Origin of the sequence: Mucilaginibacter pedocola, from assembly GCF_002013915.1 — a bacterium.
In the GTDB taxonomy this organism is placed as follows: domain Bacteria; phylum Bacteroidota; class Bacteroidia; order Sphingobacteriales; family Sphingobacteriaceae; genus Mucilaginibacter; species Mucilaginibacter pedocola.
This window is the reverse complement of sequence record NZ_MBTF01000003.1, coordinates 40,855-64,804: the sequence shown is the minus strand read 5'-3', so window position 1 is coordinate 64,804 and position 23,950 is coordinate 40,855. Positions and strand designations below refer to the sequence as shown.

Sequence of the window (23,950 nt, the reverse complement as noted above, 5' to 3'; positions counted from 1 at the left end):
TTATAAATAGTCCGGGTTATCCACGGTTAGTTCTCCAATTTTATCGCCTGTGTTCAGCGTACCGGCAGGTTCAAACAGCATAACCTGCACTTCTTCGGCAGCAACGGGTTTATGTTCGGTGCCGCGAGGGATGATGATAAAGTCGCCTTCCTTTAGCTCCACCACCTTATCTCTCAGGTGCATTTCAAAGGCGCCTTTCACCACAAAAAACAGTTCGTCCTCGTCATCGTGCTTATGCCAAACAAACTCGCCTGCAAACTTTACCAGTTTTACATGCTGCCCGTTTAGTTCGCCCACAATTTTAGGGCTCCAATGTGCCGAAAACTGCGATAACTTATCCTCGATGTTTACCTTTTCAATACTCATCACATCCTCCGATCCGCTTAATGCAACCTGTAGGCTTTAAGCTTATCATCATTCAACCCGAATAAAAAGTTTTTTTGCCCCCGGCTGTCTTTTATCATCAGCGATGAGCGTACTTGTCCGCTTAGGTTTATGCCACTTTGGGCAGGCGAAATATACGTAAATCCACTATTAGTATACTTATAAATTTGCCCGTGGCTTGCATCTAAACGCCCCACCTCGGGTTTAAAACCATAAAAGTTGCCGGCGAGTATAATAGATGGGATGCCGCTGTTATCCAGGTCATCACAAATAATGGTATTTACGTTTGACAGTTGCGCGTTGTAAGGAAGAGCTTTAGCCACAAATTTGCCGCCCTCGTTCATAAACACTGCCGAAGCTAAGTAGTTCATTTGGTGAACCTCTGCCCCTTCCAGCATCTCGTCGGCAAATATTTCTTTAAAGGGCTTACCGGCATAGTCAGTATATTTTAGGTATTGTTTTTTCAATATCGGCATCTGCCCTACCAGGTCGGGTTTCATGTGCCAAACATAGGCAACACCATCGTTTTTAAACATCGATGTTACGCATTCCTTAGTGCCGTTCTTGTCAAAATCTTTCACATAAAGCGTCATCGGCTGCTCAAATGATGCTTTGAATTTAATGTTCAATCCAATATTGCCGGCCACAATATCGGGTTTGCCATCGCCATTTACGTCGGCTATTTGCAGGGCGCTCCACCAACCTTTGTAGTTATCCAGTTGGTTATCGGCTGTAAATTTGCCTTTATCGTTTTTGAATATTTTAATCCCCATCCAGTTGCCTGCCACCACAAGGTCGGGGTAGCCATTGCCGTCAATATCGGCCCATTGTGCCGATGTAACCATACCCAATTTGGTATCGGCACCCAGCACCTGGGCCGATACATCGGTAAAGTGTCCGTCGCCATTGTTATGAAACACATACGACTTTGGCGACTCGCCATAGGTACCCGGCACACTGCGCCCGCCAATAAACAAATCAAGTTTGCCGTCCTTATCATAATCGCAGGCCATTATAATCGATGCATTTACCGGCGCAGGGATAGCTTTTTGCGCGTTGCGACGAAGGTTGCCTTTACCATCATTCTCAAAAAAGCGCGGGAAATATATCGGGTCGTCGGCCTTTTCTTCATTGCCACCCACTCCAATTATTAAGTCCTGGTCGCCATCGCCATCAAAATCGCCAAAAGCAGCACCAGCGTTTTCCAAATAGCTTTGTTTGCCTAAATCCTCGGGTACGTATTGATGGAAACTGCCATTTTTTTGCTGAATGTACAGCGATGCAGGGTTATCCTTAGAACTGCCGAAGTAAAAATCCTCCAACCCATCATTATTCAAATCGCCTTTGGTCATGTAGGGGTTCTCGGTAGATAGCATTTGCAGCATCAGGCGCTCGTTATCAAAATCTATAAAGCCATTCTCGGCATGTGTAGGTACCGAATCAAAAAGCGTTTTCTCCACCTCTGTAAACATGGGCTTAACAACTTTCGGCCTAAAGTCATAAGTGAGGTTTGCGTCGATCTGCTTATAAGTGTAAACCTTATTGGTTTGCACGTTTTTAACCAGTTGGTATTTGCCGCCCGGCCATATTACTTGCACCGAATCAACTTTGTTCTCTTTTCCCAAACCAATGGTAATCAAGTTTGGCGATGTACTGCTTTGAAAACCACGCGTTGGCTGTTGGTAATAAACCAATGCCTCGCCTTTAGCAAATACCTTTATGGTACTACCAACGCCAAAGCGGTTTTGCCCCTCGCCTTGTAGTTTCAACTGAATAAAGTTATTCTTCAGCGTTTCCGCATTGTTTTTGTAGATGTATAGCGGCGAGTTTACGTTATTTACTACCAGGTCGTTATCGCCATCGCCGTCCAGATCGCCGTAGGCCGCGCCATTGCTGAAAGATGGCTTATCCAACCCAAATTCTTTTGCCTTGTTGGTGAAGGTGAGGTTGTGGTTGTTTTGGTAAGCGTAGTTGGTAAGTGGCGTGCTCACCATCTTATCCGTAAAATCTTTATAATCGAAGCTTTTCTTTTCCGCAATTTTATCCATGTTCTCGCGGTTGCCCAAAAATTCGATGTAATCCTGATCGGTAAGGTCTTTATATATGCCGTTAGATACGAAAATATCCTTCCAGCCGTCGTTATCCATATCAAAAAAGAGCGCACCCCAACTCCAGTCGGTAGCGGCTACACCTGCATTAAAAGCCACTTCCGAGAAAGTGCCGTCGCCATTGTTCAGTTGCAGGCAGTTTTGCATGTACTGGTTAAAATAACCATCGTGCTGTTTCAGTTTTATAACGTCGAATGATTCGAACGAGGTCATTTGCTTCAGGCGCTTATCGCCTTCGGGAAGCATTTCGGTAGTAAAAATATCCAGGTTGCCATCGTTGTTTATATCGGCAATGTCCGATCCCATCGAGGCCAGGCTTAGGTGCCCTGTTTCGGCTTGAATATCTTCTTTAAAAGTGCCGTTGTGTTGATTTATATATAGGTAATCTCGCTCAAAAAAATCGTTAGATACGTAAATATCCGGGTAGCCATCGTTATTTACGTCGGCTACAGATACGCCCAGCCCGAAGCCTATATCGCTGCTGAAAATACCCGCTGTACTTGTTACATTGGTAAAATGCCCGCCATCATTACGGTATAAACGCGCGCCGCCAAGCGGGTCTACAACACCACGTAGGTTCTTGCTAAAATCAAACGAACCAATGGGGCGGAAAGAATTGTTGAGTACAAAACAATCCAGGTCGCCATCGTTCTCCATATCAAAAAATATGGCCTGGGTAGAAAGCCCGTTATCTACCAGGCCATATTTAGCGGCTTCCTCGGTAAAGGTGCCGTTATGTTGGTTTATAAAAAGTTCGTTGCCTTTCCTGTCAATAATGTTGCCGCTGTGGCAAACATAAATATCCAGCCAGCCATCACCGTTAATGTCAACCATGGTTACGCCGGTGCTCCAGTATTTGGTGCCTTTTACACCTGCTTTATCGGTAATATCCTCAAATTTCCAGTTACCCTTATTCAGGTAAAGCTGGTTGCCACCCTGGTTGCTGGTTAGGTAAACATCGTTAAGCCCATCGTTATTAATATCGCCAATGGCCACACCGCCGCCATTATAATAATTGCGGAAAGTGAACACGTTGGTACGGTCTTGCTCGTTTAACCGGTTTTCAAAATTTACGCCAATGGCGCTGTTATCCTGCAAGGTAAATAAGGTATTATCTACACTACTCTCGCGGCATGAAAACAAGGCGGTAACAACGAGGGTTAAAAATATAAGGGGCGTTCTTTTTAGCATTTGGAGCACGCAGGAAAAAACAAACGTAGCGAATTACTTCGCTACGTTCAAAATCAAATATAAACTGAAAATACTCCTTTTTATTAATAACCCGGGTTCTGTTTCAGGTTAGGGTTGGTATCAACCGCACGTTGAGGAATTGGGTACAATGTGCGTGTTTTATCAGTTGCCAATGGGCGCTGATCAACCGGGTCGTTAAATTTCCCGAAACGGATCAGGTCGTTCCTTCTCCAACCTTCCCAATATAATTCGCGGCCGCGCTCCGCAAGCATTTTTGCATCGTCGATAGTGCTAAATGCAGTTGCACCACGTGGTGTGCGTACAGAATTTACCAGGCTAAGCGCTGTTTGGCCCAACGGATCGGTACCACCACGCATAATAGCTTCGGCTTTCTCTAATACAACGTCGGCATAACGCAGAATAACGTAGTCATTAGATGAGTTATCATCGTTAACTGTACCGTTAGCATTTGGCTGCGGGAAGTATTTGAACACCCTTATACCTTGTGCTTCTGTAGAGAAGTTAAGATCAACTTTCTCGGTGAAATCCAAAGGTTTACCGCTACGTTGTGTTAAGGCTTTGTGGCCCGGGCCATATTGCTGGCCTTTAGCAAAACCTGCCCTTAAACCTACAATGTCTGTCAGGCCCGGATAGTCAACACCGCGGCGTTCGTCGCTTTCTTCAAATGAATTGTAGAAATCGGCCAATGTGGTAAAGCCGTTCCAGCCATCGGGTGTTTGGTTGTAGTGCAAGCCCATTCTCCAACGGTTTTTTGCCGATGCAGGCGCGCTGGTAGTTGTATTGTAAAAACCAAATATGTTACCATGAGATTGCTCTGAGTTATCCCAGGCAAAATCCTGGAAGTATTTACCGGCAGGCTCAAGCGTATAACCTGCAGCGGTTACTTTGTTGGCATACTCAATAACCTTGTCCATATCTGCTTTAGCAAATGTGAAAGGGCCACCAACCGTAGCAGCGGTGTATACTGCTTTATTCAAATATACTTTAGCTAATAAGGCCTGAGCCGCTGCTTTGTTGGCAACGCCAATATTTGCAGATGTTGCCGGCAAGTTAGTTTCGGCAAACTCCAGGTCTGCTATCATAAAAGCAGTAGCTTCCGGGCGCGTTTTTACCGATGGTATAGAGCTTGGCGGAGCGCTTGGATCGCGGAAAGGTGCCTGCCCGTAAAGATCTACCAATTGGAAGGTAAAATATGCACGAAGAAAGCTGGCCTGCGCTTTGATATTATTATCCGAAGCGGCATTTATAACCTGCGAAGCACGGAACACACCAATATTCAATTGGTCCCAGGTGTCAGTTACCTGATTGTGGGTAGGTGTCCAGGTATGGGTATGCAATTTACGCCATGTACCAAAATCGCCCCAGTCGGTACCACGGGTCGGGCCCATCATTTCGTCGGTTGGGTGCTCTTGTAATGCATAAGTATTGGCCTGGTCTGTTTGGCCATATAGTTGAGAATACACGCCGTTAAGGTCGGCTGCGCCTGCTGTTGCATTCGGATCGTCTAACGATTTAGATCCGTAAAGTTTCTCATCCAGTTTTGCGCAACCTGAAGCAGCTAAAAGGGCAAAACCACAAATAGTTGCACGAGATATTATTTTTTTCATTGTCATATTTTTAGAAACCTGCGTTTATACCTAAAGTGAATATACGTGCTTTTGGATACGAAGTATAATCGATACCTCTTGACGCTACGCCTCCAATTGCTTTGTCTGTGTTAACTTCCGGATCCAGACCGCTATAGCTGGTTATCACGAATAAATTTTGGCCTGTTAAAGACACACGAAGTGTTTTTATGGTGCTGCCTTTAAGCGGGACGGTATAACCAAGTGTAGTGTTTGCTAACCTCAGGAAATCGCCTTTCTCAAGGAAACGGGTAGAAACCTCACCCGAGTTAAGCGGGCTCTCGTTAGTAGCAGCTACTGCTTTTGTTACGTTACGGCCACTTACAAGGTTGCCTTTGTAAAAGAATGCGTTGGCAGTGTTGTTATAGATCTGGAAACCGGTAGCAGCGTTCAGGAAGAAGCTGAACGACCAGTTTTTGTAACCAAAGCTGTTGGTTAAGCTGGCCACAAATTTAGGGTTAGGGCTTCCTTGCAGCGTTAATGCATCTATACCTTGTGGATATATACCAAAACCGTTATTATCTAAGCCTGCATAGTTAGGCACGTTGAAGGTAAACAGCGGGTAGCCGTCAACAATAGCTTGCGCATAAGCACCCGATAAACCCTGGCCTTCTATACTACCTGTAATAATGGTACGGCTCTTGAAGTTATTTACTGAGCTTTTGATAAAGCTCATGTTGTAAGCAATATCCCAACTAAAGTCTTTATCCTGTATGGCACCAATGTTTACGTTGAACTCCACACCTTTGTTTTCCACAGTGGCTTCAAGGTTGTTGTACAAGTTGGTAGAGAAAGACGGCTGAGCAAGGTATTGATTAAACAACAGGTCGGAAATAGACTTGTTAAAGTAATCTACCGAACCCGACACGCGGCCTTTCATGATGGTGAAATCGATACCGGCACCGTAAGTGGTGTTAGCTTGCCATTTCAGGTCGGCATTACCTTGATACAACCTGTTAACAATGCCGCCGTTAAAGCTCTGCACCTGTTTTACAGTTTGCGATAAGTATGGGGGGAACTCCTGGTTACCTGTTTTACCATAGTTTAACCTAAGCGACAAGTCGTCGAAGAAACCACCTTTTGGCATAAAGCTCTCGTTGCTTACGCGCCATTTAGCAGCCAAAGCCGGGAAGTTACCGTATTTGTGGTTAGCACCAAATTTGCTCGAACCATCTCGGCGTATAGTACCGGTCAGGATATAGCGGTCTTTGTAAGAATAGTTAACACGCGCAAAATACGATTGCAGTTTGTAGCTGGCGGTATCGCCTACAGGGTAAGGCAGGTGTTGTTTAAAATCATCATAGTTTTTAACCAATACGCCGGCTGTTTTAGTACCAAAGCCAAACTCGTTGTAGTTATAGTTTTTGAAAGTTTGGTATGAGTAACCAACCAAAGCGGTTAACGAACTATTATCTGCCCATTTTTTATCCCAGTTAAGGGTATGCTCTGTGGTGTAGTTACGCACTTTGTTGTGCTGGTATATTGCAGTACCATTGCCTGTTGGCGAAGGGAAGTTTGTGTTCCTGATACCAATAGCATCGGTAAAGCCGATCACTTTAGGGTCGTAGAAAGTTTTTCTTAAACCGGTAGACATATCTGCACCGAAGTTGCCTTTGTAGCTGATACCTGCAAATAATCTTAAAGTGGCTGTAATGTTATTCAGGAACCTGTTGATATTATCCCTGTCGTCAATTTGGTTCAACAACGAAACCGGGTTACGGAAACTGTTACCATTAGGGTAACCATCAGCATTGTAACCGTTCAGGTTGAACAAGCGGCCCTGATCATCGTAAACAGGAGCAGTAGGGTTCAACTGGATGGCCGCACCAATTAAGCTGCCGTTGAAGCCGGCATTGTTAGTAATAGGCGCATATTGGTTTTTAACGTTAGAGTAAGTTGATTGCAGATCAAATTTCAACCTATCTGCAAACAATGATTTGCTGGCGTTGATACGTGCGTTCATACGTTTCAAGCCTGAGTTTTTAACGATACCCTGTTGATCGTCATAACCCAAAGAGGCACGGTAGCTGGCGGTATTGCTTGCACCACCAAAACCCAGGTTATAGTTTTGTGAAACAGAAGTACGATAAATCTCTTTTTGCCAATCGGTATTGCCACCGTAATCAACACCGCCTGCTGATGCTGGGCCCGCATTGGCACCTACCGATGCAACTGCTTTAAGAAACTCGTCGCGGCCCAATAGATCGTAACGTTTAGCTGTAGAAGCAATGCTGGTATTAGCGGAGAACTGGATACCCTGCCCTTTGCGGCCTTTGCGTGTAGTAATTAAGATAACACCGTTGGCACCGCGCGAACCGTAGATAGCCGCCGAAGACGCATCTTTCAATACCGAAATATTCTCGATATCTGAAGGGTTTAAGAACGCTAATGGGTTACGTGCTGATGAACCACCTGCACCTACGCCATAACCGGGAGAAGTACCGCCCGACTGATCCAACGGAACACCGTCGATAACGTACAGTGGGCCATCACCTGTACGGATAGAACCGGCGCCACGGATGTTAATAGAAGCGCCCGCGCCCGGCTCACCGCTTGAAGGTGTAACCGTTACGCCCGAGATACGGCCTTGCAACAACTGGTCGGGAGTAGCAATAACCCCCTTGTTGAAATCTTTAGGGCTTAATGAAGCTACCGAACCTGTTGCATCGCGTAAACGCTGTGTGCCGTAACCGATAACAACAACCTCGTTAAGCGCTTTGCTTGCCGATTCGAGGCTAACGGCTACATAGGTTTTACCTTCAAGGCTAATGGTTTGCGAATTGTAACCGATGTAGTTAAAGGTTAATGAGGTTGTGCTTGCGGGTACCGAAAGACGGAAGCTACCGTCGACACTGGTTTGTGTGCCGATACCATTACCGGCACCAACGGAAACGCCGATAAGCGACGAACCATCTTTTTTGTCGGTTACCTTACCTGTTATTACTTTGTTTTGAGCCAGTGCGGGCTGTACAAACAAACAGGCTAAAGCAAAAAAACATAAGGTGAGTAAGTGTTTAAATTGCATAGTTTGTGGTTTAATTAAAATTGGTTATATAAAAGTTCTTGTACATGGTTGCTTAACTAAAAAAAGCGTATAGCCAAAAAACTAAAGCTTTGTTTAAAACCCCGTTGGCGCAAGGCGCCGATGTTGCACTAAAATTTATTAATCTATTGGTTTATAAAATTGGTTTCGCCGCCTCGCGGGTGGCCCGGTATTATGGTTTTACAAGAGGTTAATACTTGTTAAACCGATATACATCCATACAAAGATGTGCTAACTCTTCCTCAATAACTACGCATTTGCTTTATTTAAGAAAAAATATAGATCTATAAATTTACAAGTAACTGAAAATAAGATATTTAATTAAAAAAACCTATTGAAAAATATAACCGTTTTTTAGGTGTTTTTGCGGCTTTTTTAATGTAGATACAGCTTAAATTGTTTTTAAAAGCGTTTTTTTTTCCACCGATCGGGGCGAGAATTACTCAACCTCGTCCACCGCTTTTATATCCATAATGCGGTGCTCGAACTGATCGGGATTTTTAGATTTTGCCTTGATGCGCATTTTGTAAACATAGATGGTATTTACCGAATACTCCAGTATTTTGGCTATGGTTTCGTTATCATTTATACCCATACGTATCAGCGCGAATATGCGCAGGTCGGTATTCAATACCTCGTGTTCCTGCGGCCATATCTGATCCTTCTCCTCGAACTGCGAGTTGAACACCGAAATGAAATTGGGGAATATTTTGAGGAAGATATGATCGAAACTATGGTAAAGCACCTCGCGCTCTTTTTTGATATTTATACCATTGATAATGAGCCTAATATCGTCATACTTTTTAATAGACAGCTTAGTATCTACCGACATCTTTAACTTCTCGAGCTTTAAAATATAGCCGGATATAAGTTTGAAAAACTGCCCTATATACTCTTCTTTGATACGCGCATCCTCTGTAAGCTGGTAATTTACCTTTTTTAGCAGTACGTTCTTATCTTCAATAATACGTTCCTTGTGCTTAAGTTTACCTAACTGCTTGTATATCATTACCAAAAACAATATCACCAGCGATGCCAGGGCCGTAATGGCCAGCAAAAACATCAGCATACGGTTTTTTTCGCTTTCGGTATGGTTCAATTCTTCGGCGGCAACCAATGGCAGTATGGCCCCTATTTGTATTTTGCGCTGGCGTGCGCCATAAAAATCAGCATCGGCCTTGGCCATCTGCACAAAATTGTACGCATCTTTTACATTGCCTGTTTTATAAAGCTGCTCGGCAAGTAAAAACAGCGCCATATTCTCTTTTGTAGAAGATTTTATATCCGCAATGGCCGATTCTATCAAATAAGCTATCCCTTCATCCCGCCGGCCCGAATTGATGTAGGTTTGGCCCAGCGAACAACTGATCATGGCCCGGAGGTGCATAGAGATAGGCATACCCGGGCCTACCAGTTTACTTAATTCCTTCGCTCCGCTTTGATGGTCGTTCAGCCCTATATGCTTTAAGCCAACATAGTAAATACTATCTACCGAGCCACGCTTACACAACGCAATAGCCGAATCGATATAGGCATTAGACACTTTACGGTATTCGGGCGAAAAGTATTTATCGTTGTTGTATTTGGAGAGGTCACTGTTGCAGCGGTACATAATAAAGTAGTACTCTGCCTTCATGCTATCGTTCAGCAATTTGGGGTTTACGCGGTTCATGCAATCGAAGGTTTCTTTAAACATGCCCGACGATAGTAGTATGAAGCCCAGCTTTATTTGGCTGTAGTAGCCACGGGCCATATCGTTCATGCTCATGCTTAAATTTTTAAGCTTGTTTACATAAACGTAAGCCGAATCGTACTGGTAAGATTTGTATTCTTCGTAGAGTTTGAGGCTAAGGGCATACTGTTTCCCGTAATCGGATGGTGAAGCCGCAAGCTGTTGCTCGCGCAGGTTTTTAATGCGCGCCTCTTTGGCATTATCGTACGATTCCTTTTTGGCTATCTCTGTTTTTAATTCGGCAAGCAAGCTTTCGTTATTTTGCGAAAACGCAGGCGTACAGCAAAATAGCACAAATAAAAACAGTAAAAATGGCCTCATAAATTGGTGTTGTAGGGGAATTAAAGTTAATAACTAAAAATTAAACCCTACACATCTACGACATTCTTGCCGCGTTTTTACCATAATGGTGGCATTCTCCATTATTTTTTATCGAACACTCAACAGTATATTGCCCCATCTTAAGAATATTACAATTCAGATTAATTGTTTAACCAACACAAATAAAAAGGGCCTGCGGTTTTAAATACGCAAGCCCTTGCTGTAAGATCAGTATTATTCTTTTTAGTAACCTATGGTAATAGTGCTGTCGGCATTCTTCAGCACAAAGCTTTTCACCTTCTCGCCTTCTACCGGGTTTGATAAGCCCGTTGGGTCGAAGCGGGAGATAGGCACCATCAGTGCGCTGAAGTCGTCTTCGGCTTTGTAGCTTTTGCCATTCAACTTAACAGGTGTGCTGTTAAACCCGTGCAATATCACTTTGATATTGTTGAATTTAGATTTGCCGGAGCCTTCGGGTTTAGCAAAGGTGATAGCCTTTTTGGCGGCATCGTAGCTGATAGTACGTTTGTAGAACTCGCCTTTTTCGTAATCATAGCTTTCGCCGTCATCTTCGTAATAAACAAATTTGTTATTCACGTCGCCTTTGTAAATGTGTACTGCCAGGGTATCAGTAGGTTTCTCGGCAGTGGTTTGCACCAACGATTGCATAGGGATGATACTGCTTTCTTTTACGAACACCGGTAGTTTGCTCATGCCCAGGTCTATATTCAGTTTGGTATTTCCTTGTTGCACGGCACCGTTATACAGATCGTACCATTTGCCTTGCGGGAAGTACACACGGCCAATTTGCGTTTGGCTATCAAAAGGCAATACTAAAAATGCCTGGCCAAACAAATATTGGTTCTCGTAAGTGCCGTTGTATACATTCTCGTCGTGCGTATAATCAATGGCCAGCGAGCGCATCAGTGGCTTGCCGCTCTCTTTAGCTTCATAGAACGATGAATAGATATAAGGCAATAATTTATAGCGCAGGTTGATATAGTTGCGGGTTATCTCCAGCACCTCTTCGCCGTAGGCCCATGGCTCAGATGATTTGGTGTTGATCTGCGTGTGGTTGCGCATGTATGGGTTAAAGGCACCTATCTGCATCCAGCGGGCATACAGCGCAGGCGAAGCGCCACCGGTGAAACCACCAACATCCATACCGGTATAAGGCACACCACTAAGGCCAAGGCTGTTCATCAGGCGTATGCCGGCCATCATGTGGCTGTCCTCTGCGCGGTTATCGCCCGTCCACATAGCAGCAAAACGCTGTAAACCCGCATAGCCCGAACGGGTAAGTACAAATGGGCGTTTGTTGCCACCCAAGGCTGCGCGGTAACCTTCGTAGCTGCTGCGTATCATCTCCAACCCGTAAACGTTGTGTACCTCCAGGTGCGATGCTCCACGGCCATCAAAGTTGAAGAAGATATTATCCGGTGCTTTTTGGCCCCAGGTGCTAAATTCGTTCATATCGTTCCAAATACCGGCTACGCCATCGGCCGCGTAGGTTTTTATCTCTTTGGCCCAATACTCGCGGCCTTTAGGGTTAGTAAAATCGGGAAAATTGCACCAGCCCGGCCATACCTGCCCGGTGTAGTTGGTGCTATCGGGGTATTTGGCGAATATATCGGCAGCTATACCGCGATCGTAAACGCCGTAGCCTTTTTCTTCTTTTACGCCCGGGTCAACGATCAGCGTTACTTTAAAGCCCATATCTTTTAGCTTTTTGGTAAGCGCCGGTGGATCAGGGAAACGGTTTTTATCCCAGGTGAATACTTTGTACTTATCCATATAATGGATATCTAAAGTAATACCATCGGCAGGTATCTTTTTTTCGCGAAGGGTGTTGGCCACGCGGTAAACTTCGGTATCGGGGTAATAGCTGTAGCGGTTTTGCTGATAACCCAGGCTCCACAGCGGCGGCATTTTTATACGGCCAGTAAGCCAGGTGTACGAGGTGATGATATCCGCCAGCTTGCTATTGTAGATAAAGTAGTAATTCATTTCGCCACCCTTCGCCGCGAATGATGAGAAACGGTTATTGCTGGCGCCAAAGTTAAAATCAGACTGCCAGGTGTTATCCATAAAAATACCGTACTGCACATTGTGGTGCACCCCTATGTAGAATGGAATAGTAGAGTACAAGGGATCTTGCCCTGCCGAATAGCCGAACACATCGCTGTTCCAGTTAGTATAGGCATTGCCGCGGCGGTCAAGCCCGCCGGTTTTCTCGCCCAGGCCAATGAAGTGCTCGCCATCCTGCATGTGTTTGTAGGTGGTTACGTTTTCGCTTACCCACGAGGTTGTTAAGCCCGGCTCGTCCTGGTTTATTACTTCGCCACTTAGCGTAGTAAAGGTTATGGCATAAGGATTCTTTTTGATATTAACCTTTAGCGAATCGGTTGTTAGGTTTATCTCGTTATCGTTTTGGGTAACGGTTACTTTGGTAGTTTGCGGTTTGGCAATAACGGCGTACGAAAAATCATCCGCCAGCTGCTTTTTATCCATACGCACCCTTATTACATTGGGGCTGTATACGGCCAGCTTTATAAAAGCATTTTCTGTTTTTATATCAACTTCCTGGTTGTTCACGGTTACCCCGGTAACCTTCCCTACCCTTTTCAGCAAGGTTTGGGCATATGCCATTTGGGTGCAGGCCGCCAATAAAACGGCAAGGGCAACACAACGGTTTACGATCTTCATTCTTCTTTTCGGGAAAATAGTTTTTATATAATTGGTGACGGACAGGTTTACGCCCGGTTTCGAAGGATGAAATTAAAACCAATTTGCTGCATGCCGAACCGATATAGACGGTGATGAAATTTTTATAATGCAAAAACCCGCTAATTTTAGAAATTAGCGGGTTTTTGCACTCAAAATAGCCTCAAAAATATAAGGCATTATATAGACGGTTTTTAGCCCTTTTTCATCAATAATTAGCCAGTACGATCACCTTATCGCTTATAGGCTCTATTTTTTCTAACCCATTCAGGAAGCCCAGTCCCACCACAAAGGTAAAGCCTGCCACCTTGCCGCCCATCTCTTGTATCAGTTCGCTGGCGGCAGAAACGGTGCCACCGGTTGCCAGCAGGTCATCATGGATCAGGATATGGTCGCCGGGTTTAAATGCATCGGTATGCAGTTCAATAGTAGCCGTACCGTACTCCAATTCATATACCTTTTGCTTTACGGTATGCGGCAGTTTACCGGCTTTACGTACAGGTACAAAAGGTACGCCCAGTTTGGTGGCCAGCGTAAGCCCGAATAAAAAGCCGCGGCTTTCTACACCTGCAATGGCATCTATCCTGGTATCCTTTAAGCCTTCCACAAAGGCATCAACAATACCCTCGCACAGTTCGGGATCTTTCAGTATCGGTGTAATGTCTTTAAAAATAATGCCCGGTTTCGGGAAATCGGGTATATCGCGAATAGCGCCCTTTATTGCCTGCTCTATCATTTATAGCTTAAATATGGTTCAATTTTACGCAAAATTCCTTCATCTATAATGGCAATGTTGCTCAGATCGGCTATCGAAGCGTAATTACCGTGCTGGTTTCGGTACTCTATGATGGCACTCACCTGCTTATAATTCAAATATGGCATCAGCCGCAGTTTATCAAAAGTGATAGCGTTGATTTCGATCTTCCTGATGTGCGAAGCATCCACCTTTATCTGCGTTTTCAGTTCATCGTACTTCAGATCATCGATCCCGAATACCTCTTTCAACTGCTCCTTATTTACAAAGCCTCCCAGCCGTTCGCGGTAATAAATAATGCGTTTGGCAAAGGTAGGGCCAATGCCGCTTAGTTGGGTGAGTTTGGCAGAATCGGCGGTATTGAGTTCTACAATAATGTTATTAATGCTTTCCTTCGGGATATCGATATAGGGCGCGAGTGCTTTGTAGTCGGCTTCGGTTATACCGTATATCTTCTTCACATCCGCGGGTTTGTAGAATTTACCGCCTTTTGCTTCGTAATTTTTGATGATGGCAATTTGCTTATCGCTCAGCCCCAGCTTGGCCCAGTCGGCAGCTGGCAAGTTGTTGGGGTTGAATTTGAAGAGGCTGCGGTGTTTTGCCGAAACATTACTTCCGGCCGATGCTTTAGCCATACCCGGGTTGGCTTTGTTAAGCTGAGCCAGCGCGGCATCAACATCTTTAGCATTTATTATACTATCTTTGTGTTGCCATTGATAAACATAGGGCGCAGCTAAAACTGCCGCTATCAGCAGAACCAGCACAAGCATCCCGTTCCATTCTTTTTTGGTGAGGGAGAGGTGTTGTTTTAACTGCGCTTTCATATCGATGCTTTGCAGCGTTAAAGTAGTAATTTTATAAACACTATATCCCCATAAAAAGGATGAAAGTTATAACCACCGAGGAATTTGCCAAAGCAACAAAACTGGACAAACTAAAAATGCCCGGCTTGGCCAGCCTGCTGATGGAACTGATGAAAATAAACCAGGTGAACGAACTGTTTGCCCAGGCCCAGCCCAAACAAGGCCCCGAATTTGTCGACGCCATTTTAAAAGGCTGCGGTATCGAGATAGATTTTGATGAGCGCGAGTTAAAAAATATCCCTAAAGATGGCGCCTTTATAGCCATTGCCAACCACCCCTATGGCGGTATAGAAGGCATGGTGCTGCTTAAAATACTTTGCATGGCCCGGCCCGATGCCAAACTGATGGCCAACTTCCTGCTGAAGAAAATACCAAATCTTGCTGACTACTTCATCGGCGTGAACCCGTTCGAGAACGTGGAGCATTCATCAAGCATCAGCGGGTTGAAGAACACCCTCGAATTATTGAATAACGGTACCCCTATAGGCATTTTCCCTGCGGGCGAGGTATCTACCTTCAAGATAGAGAAAAAAGAGGTTACCGACCGCCTTTGGCACCCGGTAGTGGGCAAGATCATTACCAAATCTAAGGTTCCGGTTGTACCAATTTACTTCCACGGCAACAACGGTATATTGTTCAACCTGCTGAGCATGATACACCCCGCTTTGCGTACGGCCAAGCTGCCGTCGGAGTTGTTCAACAAGCAGGGGCATACCATTAAACTGCGCATTGGCAAACCCATTAAGGTTACCGATATACCCGATAATAACAACAGCGCCAAAGTGCTCAACTACCTGCGCGCCAAAACTTATGCGTTGGGTGCCGGGTTAGAAGAAGAGAAAAAGCTCTTCAGCCCGCGTAACCTGTTCAAAATAAAGAAACTGCCCGAGGCCATAGTGCCCGAAACCGCCGCCGATAAATTGGAGCAGGAAGTTGCCCCCCTGCGCGAACATTATAAAGTGTGGACGGAGAAGAATTACGAAGTATTCATCGCCCCAACGTCCGAGATCCCCTGCATTATCCGCGAGATAGGCCGCCTGCGCGAAGTTACCTTCCGCGAAATTGGTGAAGGCACCAACAAGGCTACTGACCTGGACGAATACGATATTTACTATCACCACCTGTTTATTTGGGATGTGGAGGCAAAAATGATCGTTGGTGCCTACCGCATAGGCCTTGGCGACGAGATATTCTACAGCGTTGGCAAAAAGGGCTTCTACATTAACGAGCTGTTTAAGCTTAAAGAGCAATTCACCCCGGTATTGAAGAAAAGCCTGGAGTTGGGCCGCTCGTGGATACGTAAGGAGTACCAGCAAAAACCCCTGCCCCTCTTCCTGCTGTGGAAAGGTATTCTGAAGTATTTGCTGGATAACCCGCGCTACCGCTACCTTATTGGCCCGGTGAGCATCAGCAACTCGTTCTCGCAATTCTCTAAATCGCTTATTGTTGATTACATTAACCGCAACCATTTCGACCACGAAATGGCGCAGTATGTAAAACCCCGCAAAAAGTTCAAGGTTGATTTTGAGAACATCGATACCGACCTGCTATTGGCCAACAGCGACAGTTTTAAAGGCTTAGATAACCTGATAAGCGAGGTTGAAACGCATAACATGAAGGTGCCGGTACTGCTACGCCAATACATTCAGCTCAACGCCAAGATCATCAGCTTCAACATCGACCCGAAATTCTCTGATTGTTTAGACGGTTTCCTGGTGCTTGACCTGGAAAAAGTACCACAGGATATTCTGGAGAAATTGGGGAAGAATTTATAACCGGACAAAGCACGCTTATTCCCACGCGTCATTGCGAGGCACGAAGCAATCTCCGAGTTTAGTATTACCGCCTTGCATGGTGAGTTTGCATATCTGGAGATTGCTTCGTACCTCAGCAATGACGTGGTAATTTCGTGCCGTTGTTGGTGTTATCACCAACAACACGGATGCTTGTAAGAACCCTTAAATTCCGCATGGCCATCCCGCTTATATCGTACCCAAGAACTGCGCGAGTTTGTTGGTGAAAACACCAACAAAGGCGTAAGACAAGACGGCTGATAAATTATGGAGATAAAATATCTGAATAGACTAAAAGAAAACGCTATCGTAAGCGGGTCTACCGACTACACATTTCGCCTTAGACCGATTTCTGCCTTCGTTGGTGTTATCACCAACGACACGGATGATTGTAAATGGATAAAGCTGCAATTGAGCACCTGTAATCACGGTGGTTGCGTGTCTAAATATCTCGGAACAAGACCATTTAATAGATCATGGAGATAAAATATCTGACCAGATTAAAAGAAAACGCTGTTGTAACCTGGCCAACCACGGGTGGTAAATTTAGCATTAGTCCCATCTCCATGGAGGAGATAATTGAATTGGAGGCAATTTACAACGGCGGAAAACCATTCCCCACTGTTCTGCGGGAGTTATTATATATTGCAGGAGAACATTGCCATGTGTTAGACTATGGAATTTATGGGTCACAAGCAGCAATGCAAGAAAAGGCAAGGGGGTGGCTTGTTAGGGGAAGACGTAATCTTAGTATTCCCCGCCCCTTTTTCGTCATCGATGTTTACAATGCCGGCAACCAGTTCCTTTTTGTGTATTTAGATGAAAGCCAAACCGACCCAATAGTTTACGAAATAATTTTGGACCCCAACCCTTTTGAAGACAGGCCGGGGCTTCATTCCTTAGAATATACCTTATCCACATTCATAGACGACTCTTTAGGAGTTTTTTTAAGCGGATATAATCCGTTTTGACAGCGAGCGCTTTTTCGTTTTCTTGCCGTTGTTGATGTTGTCACCAACAACACGGGTGCTTTTAAGCACCCTTACATTCTGCATGGCCCTCCCGTTTATATCATACCTAAAGACTGTGCGGGTTTGTTGGTGAAAACACCAACAACGGCATCAAGTTTATAAGCGGACAAAGCACGCTTATTCCCACGCGTCATTGCGAGGCACGAAGCAATCTCCGAGTTTAGTATTACCGCCTTGCATGGTGAGTTTGCATATCTGGAGATCGCTTCGTACCTCAGTAATGACGTGGTAATTTAAGTTGCGTTGTTGGTGTTGAATCGCTAATTTACAGCATGGTTTTTCAACGGGGGCGGATGTGTTTACATCATGACGAATAAATACAATTCAGTATTGTATACCGGCGTATCGTCAGAACTCATCAGTCGTGTGTGGGACCATAAAAACAAAACTCACCCCGAAAGTTTCACTGCAAAATACAACTGCAATAAGCTTGTTTATTATTGTTTCTACTCGCGTATAGAAGAAGCTATTGCGGCGGAGAAAGCCATTAAGGGCAGTAGCCGGGACTATAAAAAGCAACTGGTCAACTCCATAAATCCTGAATGGAAAGATCTATATGAAGGTTTGCTGACGCAATAACGTATAACCACCGCCGTTTTAATTTCACGTATTAATGCGATGAACCAAGCGGTTATGTTGTTGCGGTAATGCTAAGCGTTCATACTAAGCGCGTAGATTGCTTCGTTCCTCGCAATGACGTGTTGGTAAGAAGATATTACTTAACGGGTCAATACTTCCACCCCAACCTCTTAAACAAGCTATACAGCACCCAAACAGGCGTGTACAATACCAATTGCTTATCCTCATTAAAAGAAGCTTCGTTCCCTTCTTTTTTGCCGCCTATGTATTGGCCAAGCCAGGCAAGGGCAAGGAATATAGTACCCGTCCAAATAAGTGGGATACCGCCTGCCTGTTCCCAAAGTGCCAGTTGCGATACGCCATAGCTGAGGATGAACAGCACCAGCAGCATGGTGTATGATAGTATGGGCGATAGTTTTAATGTATAGTAAACGCAAAAAGCGATGAGAAACGATGCCCAGTTGAACATGCTTTCGTAGCTTTTTAAAAACGCCAGATGCGGAAAGGGTATTGCCCAGGCTATGCTCAGTGCGCCGAACAGCATTAAGGGCACACAAATAAAATGCAGCAGGCGGTTGCTTGGGTTTTGGTGGCTTACATCGAGCCTGTTGAAGTAAACATCAATAGGGCGCACATCCTTTTTGGGGAGTACGGGTTTAATGGTGTTGGGTTTTGGTTTTGCCATAAAATAAAAAAGCCCTCCCCGTTGCAGGAGAGGGCTCAAATTTAAGCTTTATTTATTTTGCATAAGCTACCGAACGGGTTTCCCTTATAACGGTAACTTTAATTTGTCCAGGGTAGGTCATTTCGGTTTGTATGCGGTTAGATATATCTGCCGCCAGCACTTCGCTCTGGGCATCGCTTATCTTCTCGCTTTCAACTACCACACGCAGCTCGCGGCCTGCCTGTATAGCGAATGTTTTCTCAACACCAGGGTACGATAGGGCAAGCTCCTCAAGCTCTTTCAAGCGTTTGATGTAGCTTTCAACCACCTCGCGGCGTGCGCCCGGCCTTGCGCCCGATATAGCGTCGCAAACCTGTATGATAGGCGATAGCATCGAGGTCATTTCTATCTCGTCGTGGTGAGCGCCAATGGCGTTGCAAACTTCGGGGTGTTCTTTATATTTTTCGGCCAGTTGCATACCCAAAATAGCGTGCGGCAATTCGGGGTTATCATCAGGCACTTTACCAATATCGTGCAATAAACCGGCGCGTTTTGCCAGCTTTACGTTCAGGCCCAGCTCTGCCGCCATGGTAGCGCAGAAGTTTGCTACCTCGCGCGAGTGCTGCAGCAGGTTTTGCCCGTACGATGAACGGTAACGCATACGGCCCACCATACGGATCAGCTCGGGGTGAAGCCCGTTGATACCAAGGTCGATCACAGTACGCTCGCCTATTTCTACAATTTCTTCTTCTATCTGCTTGCGGGTTTTGGCAACCACCTCCTCAATACGGGCAGGGTGAATACGGCCGTCGGTAACTAAACGGTGCATAGCCAAACGGGCTATCTCGCGGCGTACCGGGTCGAAGCCCGAAAGGATGATAGCCTCGGGGGTATCATCTACAATGATCTCGATACCGGTAGCGGCCTCCAGCGCGCGGATGTTACGGCCTTCGCGGCCAATAATGCGGCCTTTTATCTCATCATTCTCGATGTTGAAGATAGATACCGTATTTTCGATAGCACTTTCGGTAGCGGTACGCTGAATGGTTTGGATAACGATCTTTTTGGCCTCTTTGGTAGCGGTAAGCTTGGCCTCGTCAACAATATCTTTTATTTGCGCCATGGCCTTGCTGCGGGCCTCTTCACGCAGGTTCTCTACCAATTGGTTCTTGGCATCTTCGGCGCTTAAGCCGGCAATGGTTTCCAATTCGGCAACGTGCTGTGCTTTCAGGTGCTCCACTTCTTCCTGCTTTTTGGCAAGCGATTCGGTTTGGGCCTCCAGTTTTTTGCGCGAGTTATCCAGCTCGGTTTCTTTACGGTTGGTATTCTCAATTTTCTGGTTCAGCGATTGTTCTTTTTGCTTAATGCCGTTCTCGCGCTGGTTCAGCACATTGTTTTTGGCATTTACTTCCTGCTCGTGCTCGGCTTTCAGCTGCAAAAATTTCTCTTTGGCTTCCAGCTGGCGGTTCTTTTTCAGGATCTCGGCATTATTTTCGGCGTCCTTCAGGATCTTCTTTACTTTATTTTGGGCACTAACTTCCTGGTCCTTAAACAGCTTTCGTAGTAGAAAGCGGCCTATGACGATGCCCGTCGGGACCCCTACAAGGAGCCCGATGATCAGGTACAAATATGAGTTCATTTCTTAGGTTATATAAATAAAAAAACCGCAACTAAACTTCTAAGTGTTCATGTACTGTTAAAACTTCTGGTAGGATGTTCGGGATCACGGGTTACCGTAAAATACACGATCAACGCATGCCTCTTTGATCCTTAGATATCGAAGCGTTAAGTTTTTAATAGTGAAAACTTAAAATTTAACTGCGGTTAAATCTTAATGGCTCTGTTTAAGTCAAAAGTCCAAAGTCCTAAGTCGAAAGTAAATTACTTAAGACTATAAACTATCGACTTCAGACTTATATGTAAAGAACGTTTATTGTTTAGAAAAAAAATCGGTCAGGATGTGATCTAAATGATAAACTTTTTCGGTTATCTCAGAATCATCCGAGGTTACCTTTTTATCCGCCTTCAATGCCGATGTTGCGTAGTGCAACACACACATCGATAGCAAGTCTTGTTTATCGCGCACTGCATAATTTTCCTGGTACTCTTTTATGCGGTCGTTGATCAGCTTTGCTGCCCGTCTTATTATCTCTTCTTCTTCCATGTTTACCTTTAAGGGGTAAACTCTGTCAGCAATGTTTATTTTTATTGAGATTTCTCCCATTTGAGCTTTTCACTTTTTGTACTACTTTTTAAGCAATACAATACACTTATCTATTTCCTGCACAAAGTCGTTAATTTTTTGCTTAATGTCAACACTTTTTTCATTTGTTTCTGAAAATGACTTAGCAAGTTTTAATACACGAAGCTTTTCTTCCAGGTCTTTTGTTTTGTTTTTGCTGGCATCCAGCGCGGCGTTAAGGGCATCGCTTTCCAGTTTCAGCAGGTCGTTCTCTTCCTGCAGGGCAGCACAAAGCTCTATCAACCGCTCGGTTCTGTATACGACCTTTGTAAGTTGTTCTGCTACTGAAGGCATCTTTTCTGGTTAATGGTTGATTGGGTTGATTAAGTTAGATTAAGTTGTTTAAGTAGCTTTTAGTTGAAGATGCGAACTACTCACCAAATCAACCATTCACTACTCACCAATTACTTCCTTATCTCCGCTCCTGCTTCTTTGTCTAAATTATAAATTAATTTCTGCATCGTGGCATCAATTGCCTTATCAGTTAAAGTTTTTTCGGTGTCCTGCAAAATAAAACTGAGGGCATATGATTTTTTGCCGGCAGGTAGCTTGTCGCCAACATAAACGTCGAACACATTTACTTCCTTCAGCAGCTTTTTATCGGTTTTCAGGGCTATCTGCTTCAACTGGCCGAACGATACCGACCTATCGATCAACATCGAAAGGTCGCGCCTTACAGCCGGGAACTTACTTACTTCCTGGTAAACGATAACATTTTTGCGCACCAGCTTCAATATCGCATCAAAATCGAAATCGGCATAGAATGTTTCTTTGTCTACACCTGCCTTTTTCAACGATGCTGATGCTACCGAGCCAAAGCTTACCAACACTTTGTTGCCGCGGCGGTATTCTAAACCGTAGGCAAAACCGTTAGCGGTGGTTTCTTCGGTGGTATAGTCGGTAATGTTCAGTTTTTTCAGCAAGCCATCTACTACAGCCTTCAGGTTATAGAACGATGCCGCTACTGCTTTGCCACTCCATTGCTCCAGTTTGAAAGCACCGGTAAGGAAGATAGAGAAGCGCTGCTGCTCTACATATTTCTCATCAACAAAGCTGTAAATTTTACCGAACTCGTATAACTTCAAATCGGCAGCCTTACGGTTTTGGTTGTAGCTGATAGCCTCTAAGCCCGAGTACAGCATGCTTTGGCGCATTACATCCAGATCGCTGCTCAACGGGTTCAATATTTTCACGGCATGCTCCAGGTCATCCGAGTAGGCCGATTTGGTAAGCGAGTTGTTCATGATCTCGTTGAAACCATTGGCGCTCAAGATATCAGATATGGCGTTCTGCACGGTATCTTTTTCCGGGCGGATGGAGTTATTCAACGACGCACGTATCTGTGTAGGTATCTCGATGTTATTGTAGCCGTAAATACGCAGTATCTCTTCTACAACATCTACCTCGCGGGTAACATCCACACGGTAAGGTGCCACTTTCAGCGATAAGCCTTCTTCGGTTTCGGCAACGATCTCGATATCCAAACCTTTAAGAATAGCCTTTATAGTATCGTTACCAATAACTTTACCTATCAGCCTGTTGATGCCGCTGTAGGTAACCTCTATTTCGAAAGGCGCTACAGGTGCAGGGTAATGATCGAATATATCTGATGATACCACGCCGCCTGCTACCTGCTGTATCAGCAAAGCAGCACGTTTGAGGGCGAATACCGGCATATCAGGATCAGTACCACGTTCGAAACGGAACGAAGCATCGGTTTTTAAGCCATGCCTTTTTGCCGTTTTACGCACCGATACCGAATTAAAATAGGCACTCTCTAAGAAGATGCTGGTAGTGCTTTCGCTCACGCCGCTTTTTGCACCACCGAAAACACCGGCAATACACATTGGCTCTTCGGTGTTGCATATCATCAGGTCGTCGGCGCTTAGTTTGCGGTCAACATCGTCAAGGGTTTTGAAAACAGTTCCCTCAGCTACGTTTTTCACAATTACCTTGTTACCGGTAATAGCAGCAGCATCAAAAGCATGCAGGGGCTGGCCCAACTCGTGCAGTACATAGTTGGTAACATCAACCACATTATTAATACTGCGCACGCCAATAACTGCCAAACGCTCTTTCAACCAAGCAGGTGATTCTTTTACCTCCACACCCGATATGGTTATGCCCGCATACCTTGGCGCCGCCTGCTCGTTCTCTACCACAACTTCTATCGGGCTGTTGGTGTTATCAACTTTGAAAGCAGAAACATCAGGCTTGGTGATGCCCACTTTCAGGAAAGCGGCAATATCGCGCGCGGTACCCAGGTGCGATACGGCATCGGCACGGTTAGGCGTTAGGCCTATCTCGTACATGTAATCGTCGTTCAGCTTAAAGTACTCCTTGGCGGGGGTACCTACAGGTGCATCAGCATCCAGTATCATAATACCGGCGTGGCTGCTGCCTAAGCCTATCTCGTCTTCAGCGCAGATCATCCCTTCGGATACTTCGCCGCGTATTTTCGATTTGTTTATTTTAAATGGTTCGCCCGTAGTAGGGTAAACGGTGGTGCCCACGGTTGCAACCACAACCTTTTGGCCGGCAGCCACATTGGCCGCTCCGCAAACTACGCTAAGGGGTTCGGTGCCGCCTACATCCAATTTGGTGAGGTGCAGGTGGTCGCTGTTGGGGTGGTCGGTACATTCGAGCACGTAACCTATTACAAGGCCTTCCAGCCCGCCGGGTACTGCCTGCACCTTTTCGAGGCTCTCTACTTCCAGCCCGGTGCCGGTAAGTATTACAGAGATCTCTTCGGGGCTTTTATTTACGTCGACAAATTCTTTAAGCCAATTATACGATATCTTCATTATAGCAGAATGATAATCGGCAAAGATACGATTTAGGCGGAAAGGGGAAAGGATTTCGGAGGTCGGATTTC

Annotated in this window: 16 protein-coding genes; 3 read left to right on the top strand and 13 right to left on the bottom strand. The window is 45.2% G+C overall.

The genetic code is table 11. The features are described 5' to 3' along the window. The 8 genes from BC343_RS05920 to BC343_RS05885 form a co-directional block, all read right to left on the bottom strand. Complete coding sequence (locus BC343_RS05920) at positions 1-366, bottom strand: cupin domain-containing protein (RefSeq protein WP_078346837.1); 366 nt, start codon at positions 364-366, stop codon at positions 1-3. A 17-nt stretch (positions 367-383) separates the two neighbouring features. Continuing rightward, positions 384-3,590: a VCBS repeat-containing protein gene (locus tag BC343_RS05915; RefSeq protein ID WP_162276828.1), complete on the bottom strand. Its 3,207-nt coding sequence runs from the start codon at positions 3,588-3,590 to the stop codon at positions 384-386. A gap of 176 nt (positions 3,591-3,766) precedes the next feature. After that, positions 3,767-5,311 carry a RagB/SusD family nutrient uptake outer membrane protein gene (locus BC343_RS05910; protein WP_078346835.1) on the bottom strand — a complete coding sequence of 515 codons (1,545 nt, stop codon included), beginning with the start codon at positions 5,309-5,311 and terminating at the stop codon, positions 3,767-3,769. 10 nt (positions 5,312-5,321) lie between these two features. After that, positions 5,322-8,354: a SusC/RagA family TonB-linked outer membrane protein gene (locus BC343_RS05905; protein ID WP_078346834.1), complete on the bottom strand. Its 3,033-nt coding sequence runs from the start codon at positions 8,352-8,354 to the stop codon at positions 5,322-5,324. A 457-nt stretch (positions 8,355-8,811) separates the two neighbouring features. Further along, on the bottom strand, positions 8,812-10,425 hold the full coding sequence (locus BC343_RS05900; protein ID WP_078346833.1) for a DUF6377 domain-containing protein: 1,614 nt from the start codon (positions 10,423-10,425) through the stop codon (positions 8,812-8,814). Positions 10,426-10,668: 243 nt separating this feature from the next. After that, positions 10,669-13,131 (bottom strand): glycoside hydrolase family 31 protein, encoded by a 2,463-nt coding sequence (locus BC343_RS05895; protein ID WP_078346832.1) that lies wholly within the window; start codon positions 13,129-13,131, stop codon positions 10,669-10,671. Between the two features lie 226 nt (positions 13,132-13,357). Beyond that, positions 13,358-13,885, bottom strand: a complete 528-nt coding sequence (locus BC343_RS05890; protein ID WP_078346831.1) for an adenine phosphoribosyltransferase — start codon at positions 13,883-13,885, stop codon at positions 13,358-13,360. Further along, a complete protein-coding gene (locus BC343_RS05885) occupies positions 13,882-14,727 on the bottom strand; it encodes a ComEA family DNA-binding protein (protein ID WP_078346830.1) in 846 nt (281 codons plus the stop codon). Before BC343_RS05885 ends, BC343_RS05890 begins: the two co-directional genes overlap by 4 nt. Positions 14,728-14,786: 59 nt before the next feature. Here BC343_RS05885 and BC343_RS05880 point away from each other — a divergent pair, with 59 nt between their 5' ends. The 3 genes from BC343_RS05880 (at position 14,787) to BC343_RS05870 (ending at position 18,169) form a co-directional block, all read left to right on the top strand. Next, complete coding sequence (locus tag BC343_RS05880; RefSeq protein WP_078346829.1) at positions 14,787-16,541, top strand: lysophospholipid acyltransferase family protein; 1,755 nt, start codon at positions 14,787-14,789, stop codon at positions 16,539-16,541. 494 nt (positions 16,542-17,035) lie between these two features. Beyond that, a complete protein-coding gene (locus BC343_RS05875) occupies positions 17,036-17,530 on the top strand; it encodes an SMI1/KNR4 family protein (RefSeq protein ID WP_078346828.1) in 495 nt (164 codons plus the stop codon). Between the two features lie 363 nt (positions 17,531-17,893). Further along, positions 17,894-18,169 (top strand): GIY-YIG nuclease family protein, encoded by a 276-nt coding sequence (locus BC343_RS05870; protein ID WP_262493365.1) that lies wholly within the window; start codon positions 17,894-17,896, stop codon positions 18,167-18,169. 148 nt (positions 18,170-18,317) lie between these two features. On the opposite strand, the gene BC343_RS05865 is transcribed toward BC343_RS05870, so the two are convergent. From BC343_RS05865 to pheT, 5 genes are all read right to left on the bottom strand, one after another. Further along, complete coding sequence (locus tag BC343_RS05865; protein ID WP_078346826.1) at positions 18,318-18,854, bottom strand: Mpo1 family 2-hydroxy fatty acid dioxygenase; 537 nt, start codon at positions 18,852-18,854, stop codon at positions 18,318-18,320. Between the two features lie 52 nt (positions 18,855-18,906). Further along, positions 18,907-20,472: a ribonuclease Y gene (gene rny, locus BC343_RS05860; RefSeq protein ID WP_078346825.1), complete on the bottom strand. Its 1,566-nt coding sequence runs from the start codon at positions 20,470-20,472 to the stop codon at positions 18,907-18,909. Between the two features lie 291 nt (positions 20,473-20,763). Continuing rightward, positions 20,764-21,057, bottom strand: coding sequence for a cell division protein ZapA (locus BC343_RS05855; protein WP_078346824.1), 294 nt, complete (start codon positions 21,055-21,057; stop codon positions 20,764-20,766). A 21-nt stretch (positions 21,058-21,078) separates the two neighbouring features. Then, positions 21,079-21,369 carry a hypothetical protein gene (locus BC343_RS05850; RefSeq protein ID WP_078346823.1) on the bottom strand — a complete coding sequence of 97 codons (291 nt, stop codon included), beginning with the start codon at positions 21,367-21,369 and terminating at the stop codon, positions 21,079-21,081. Between the two features lie 110 nt (positions 21,370-21,479). Continuing rightward, positions 21,480-23,879 carry a phenylalanine--tRNA ligase subunit beta gene (gene pheT, locus BC343_RS05845; RefSeq protein WP_078346822.1) on the bottom strand — a complete coding sequence of 800 codons (2,400 nt, stop codon included), beginning with the start codon at positions 23,877-23,879 and terminating at the stop codon, positions 21,480-21,482. Between the last annotated feature and the right edge of the window lie 71 nt (positions 23,880-23,950).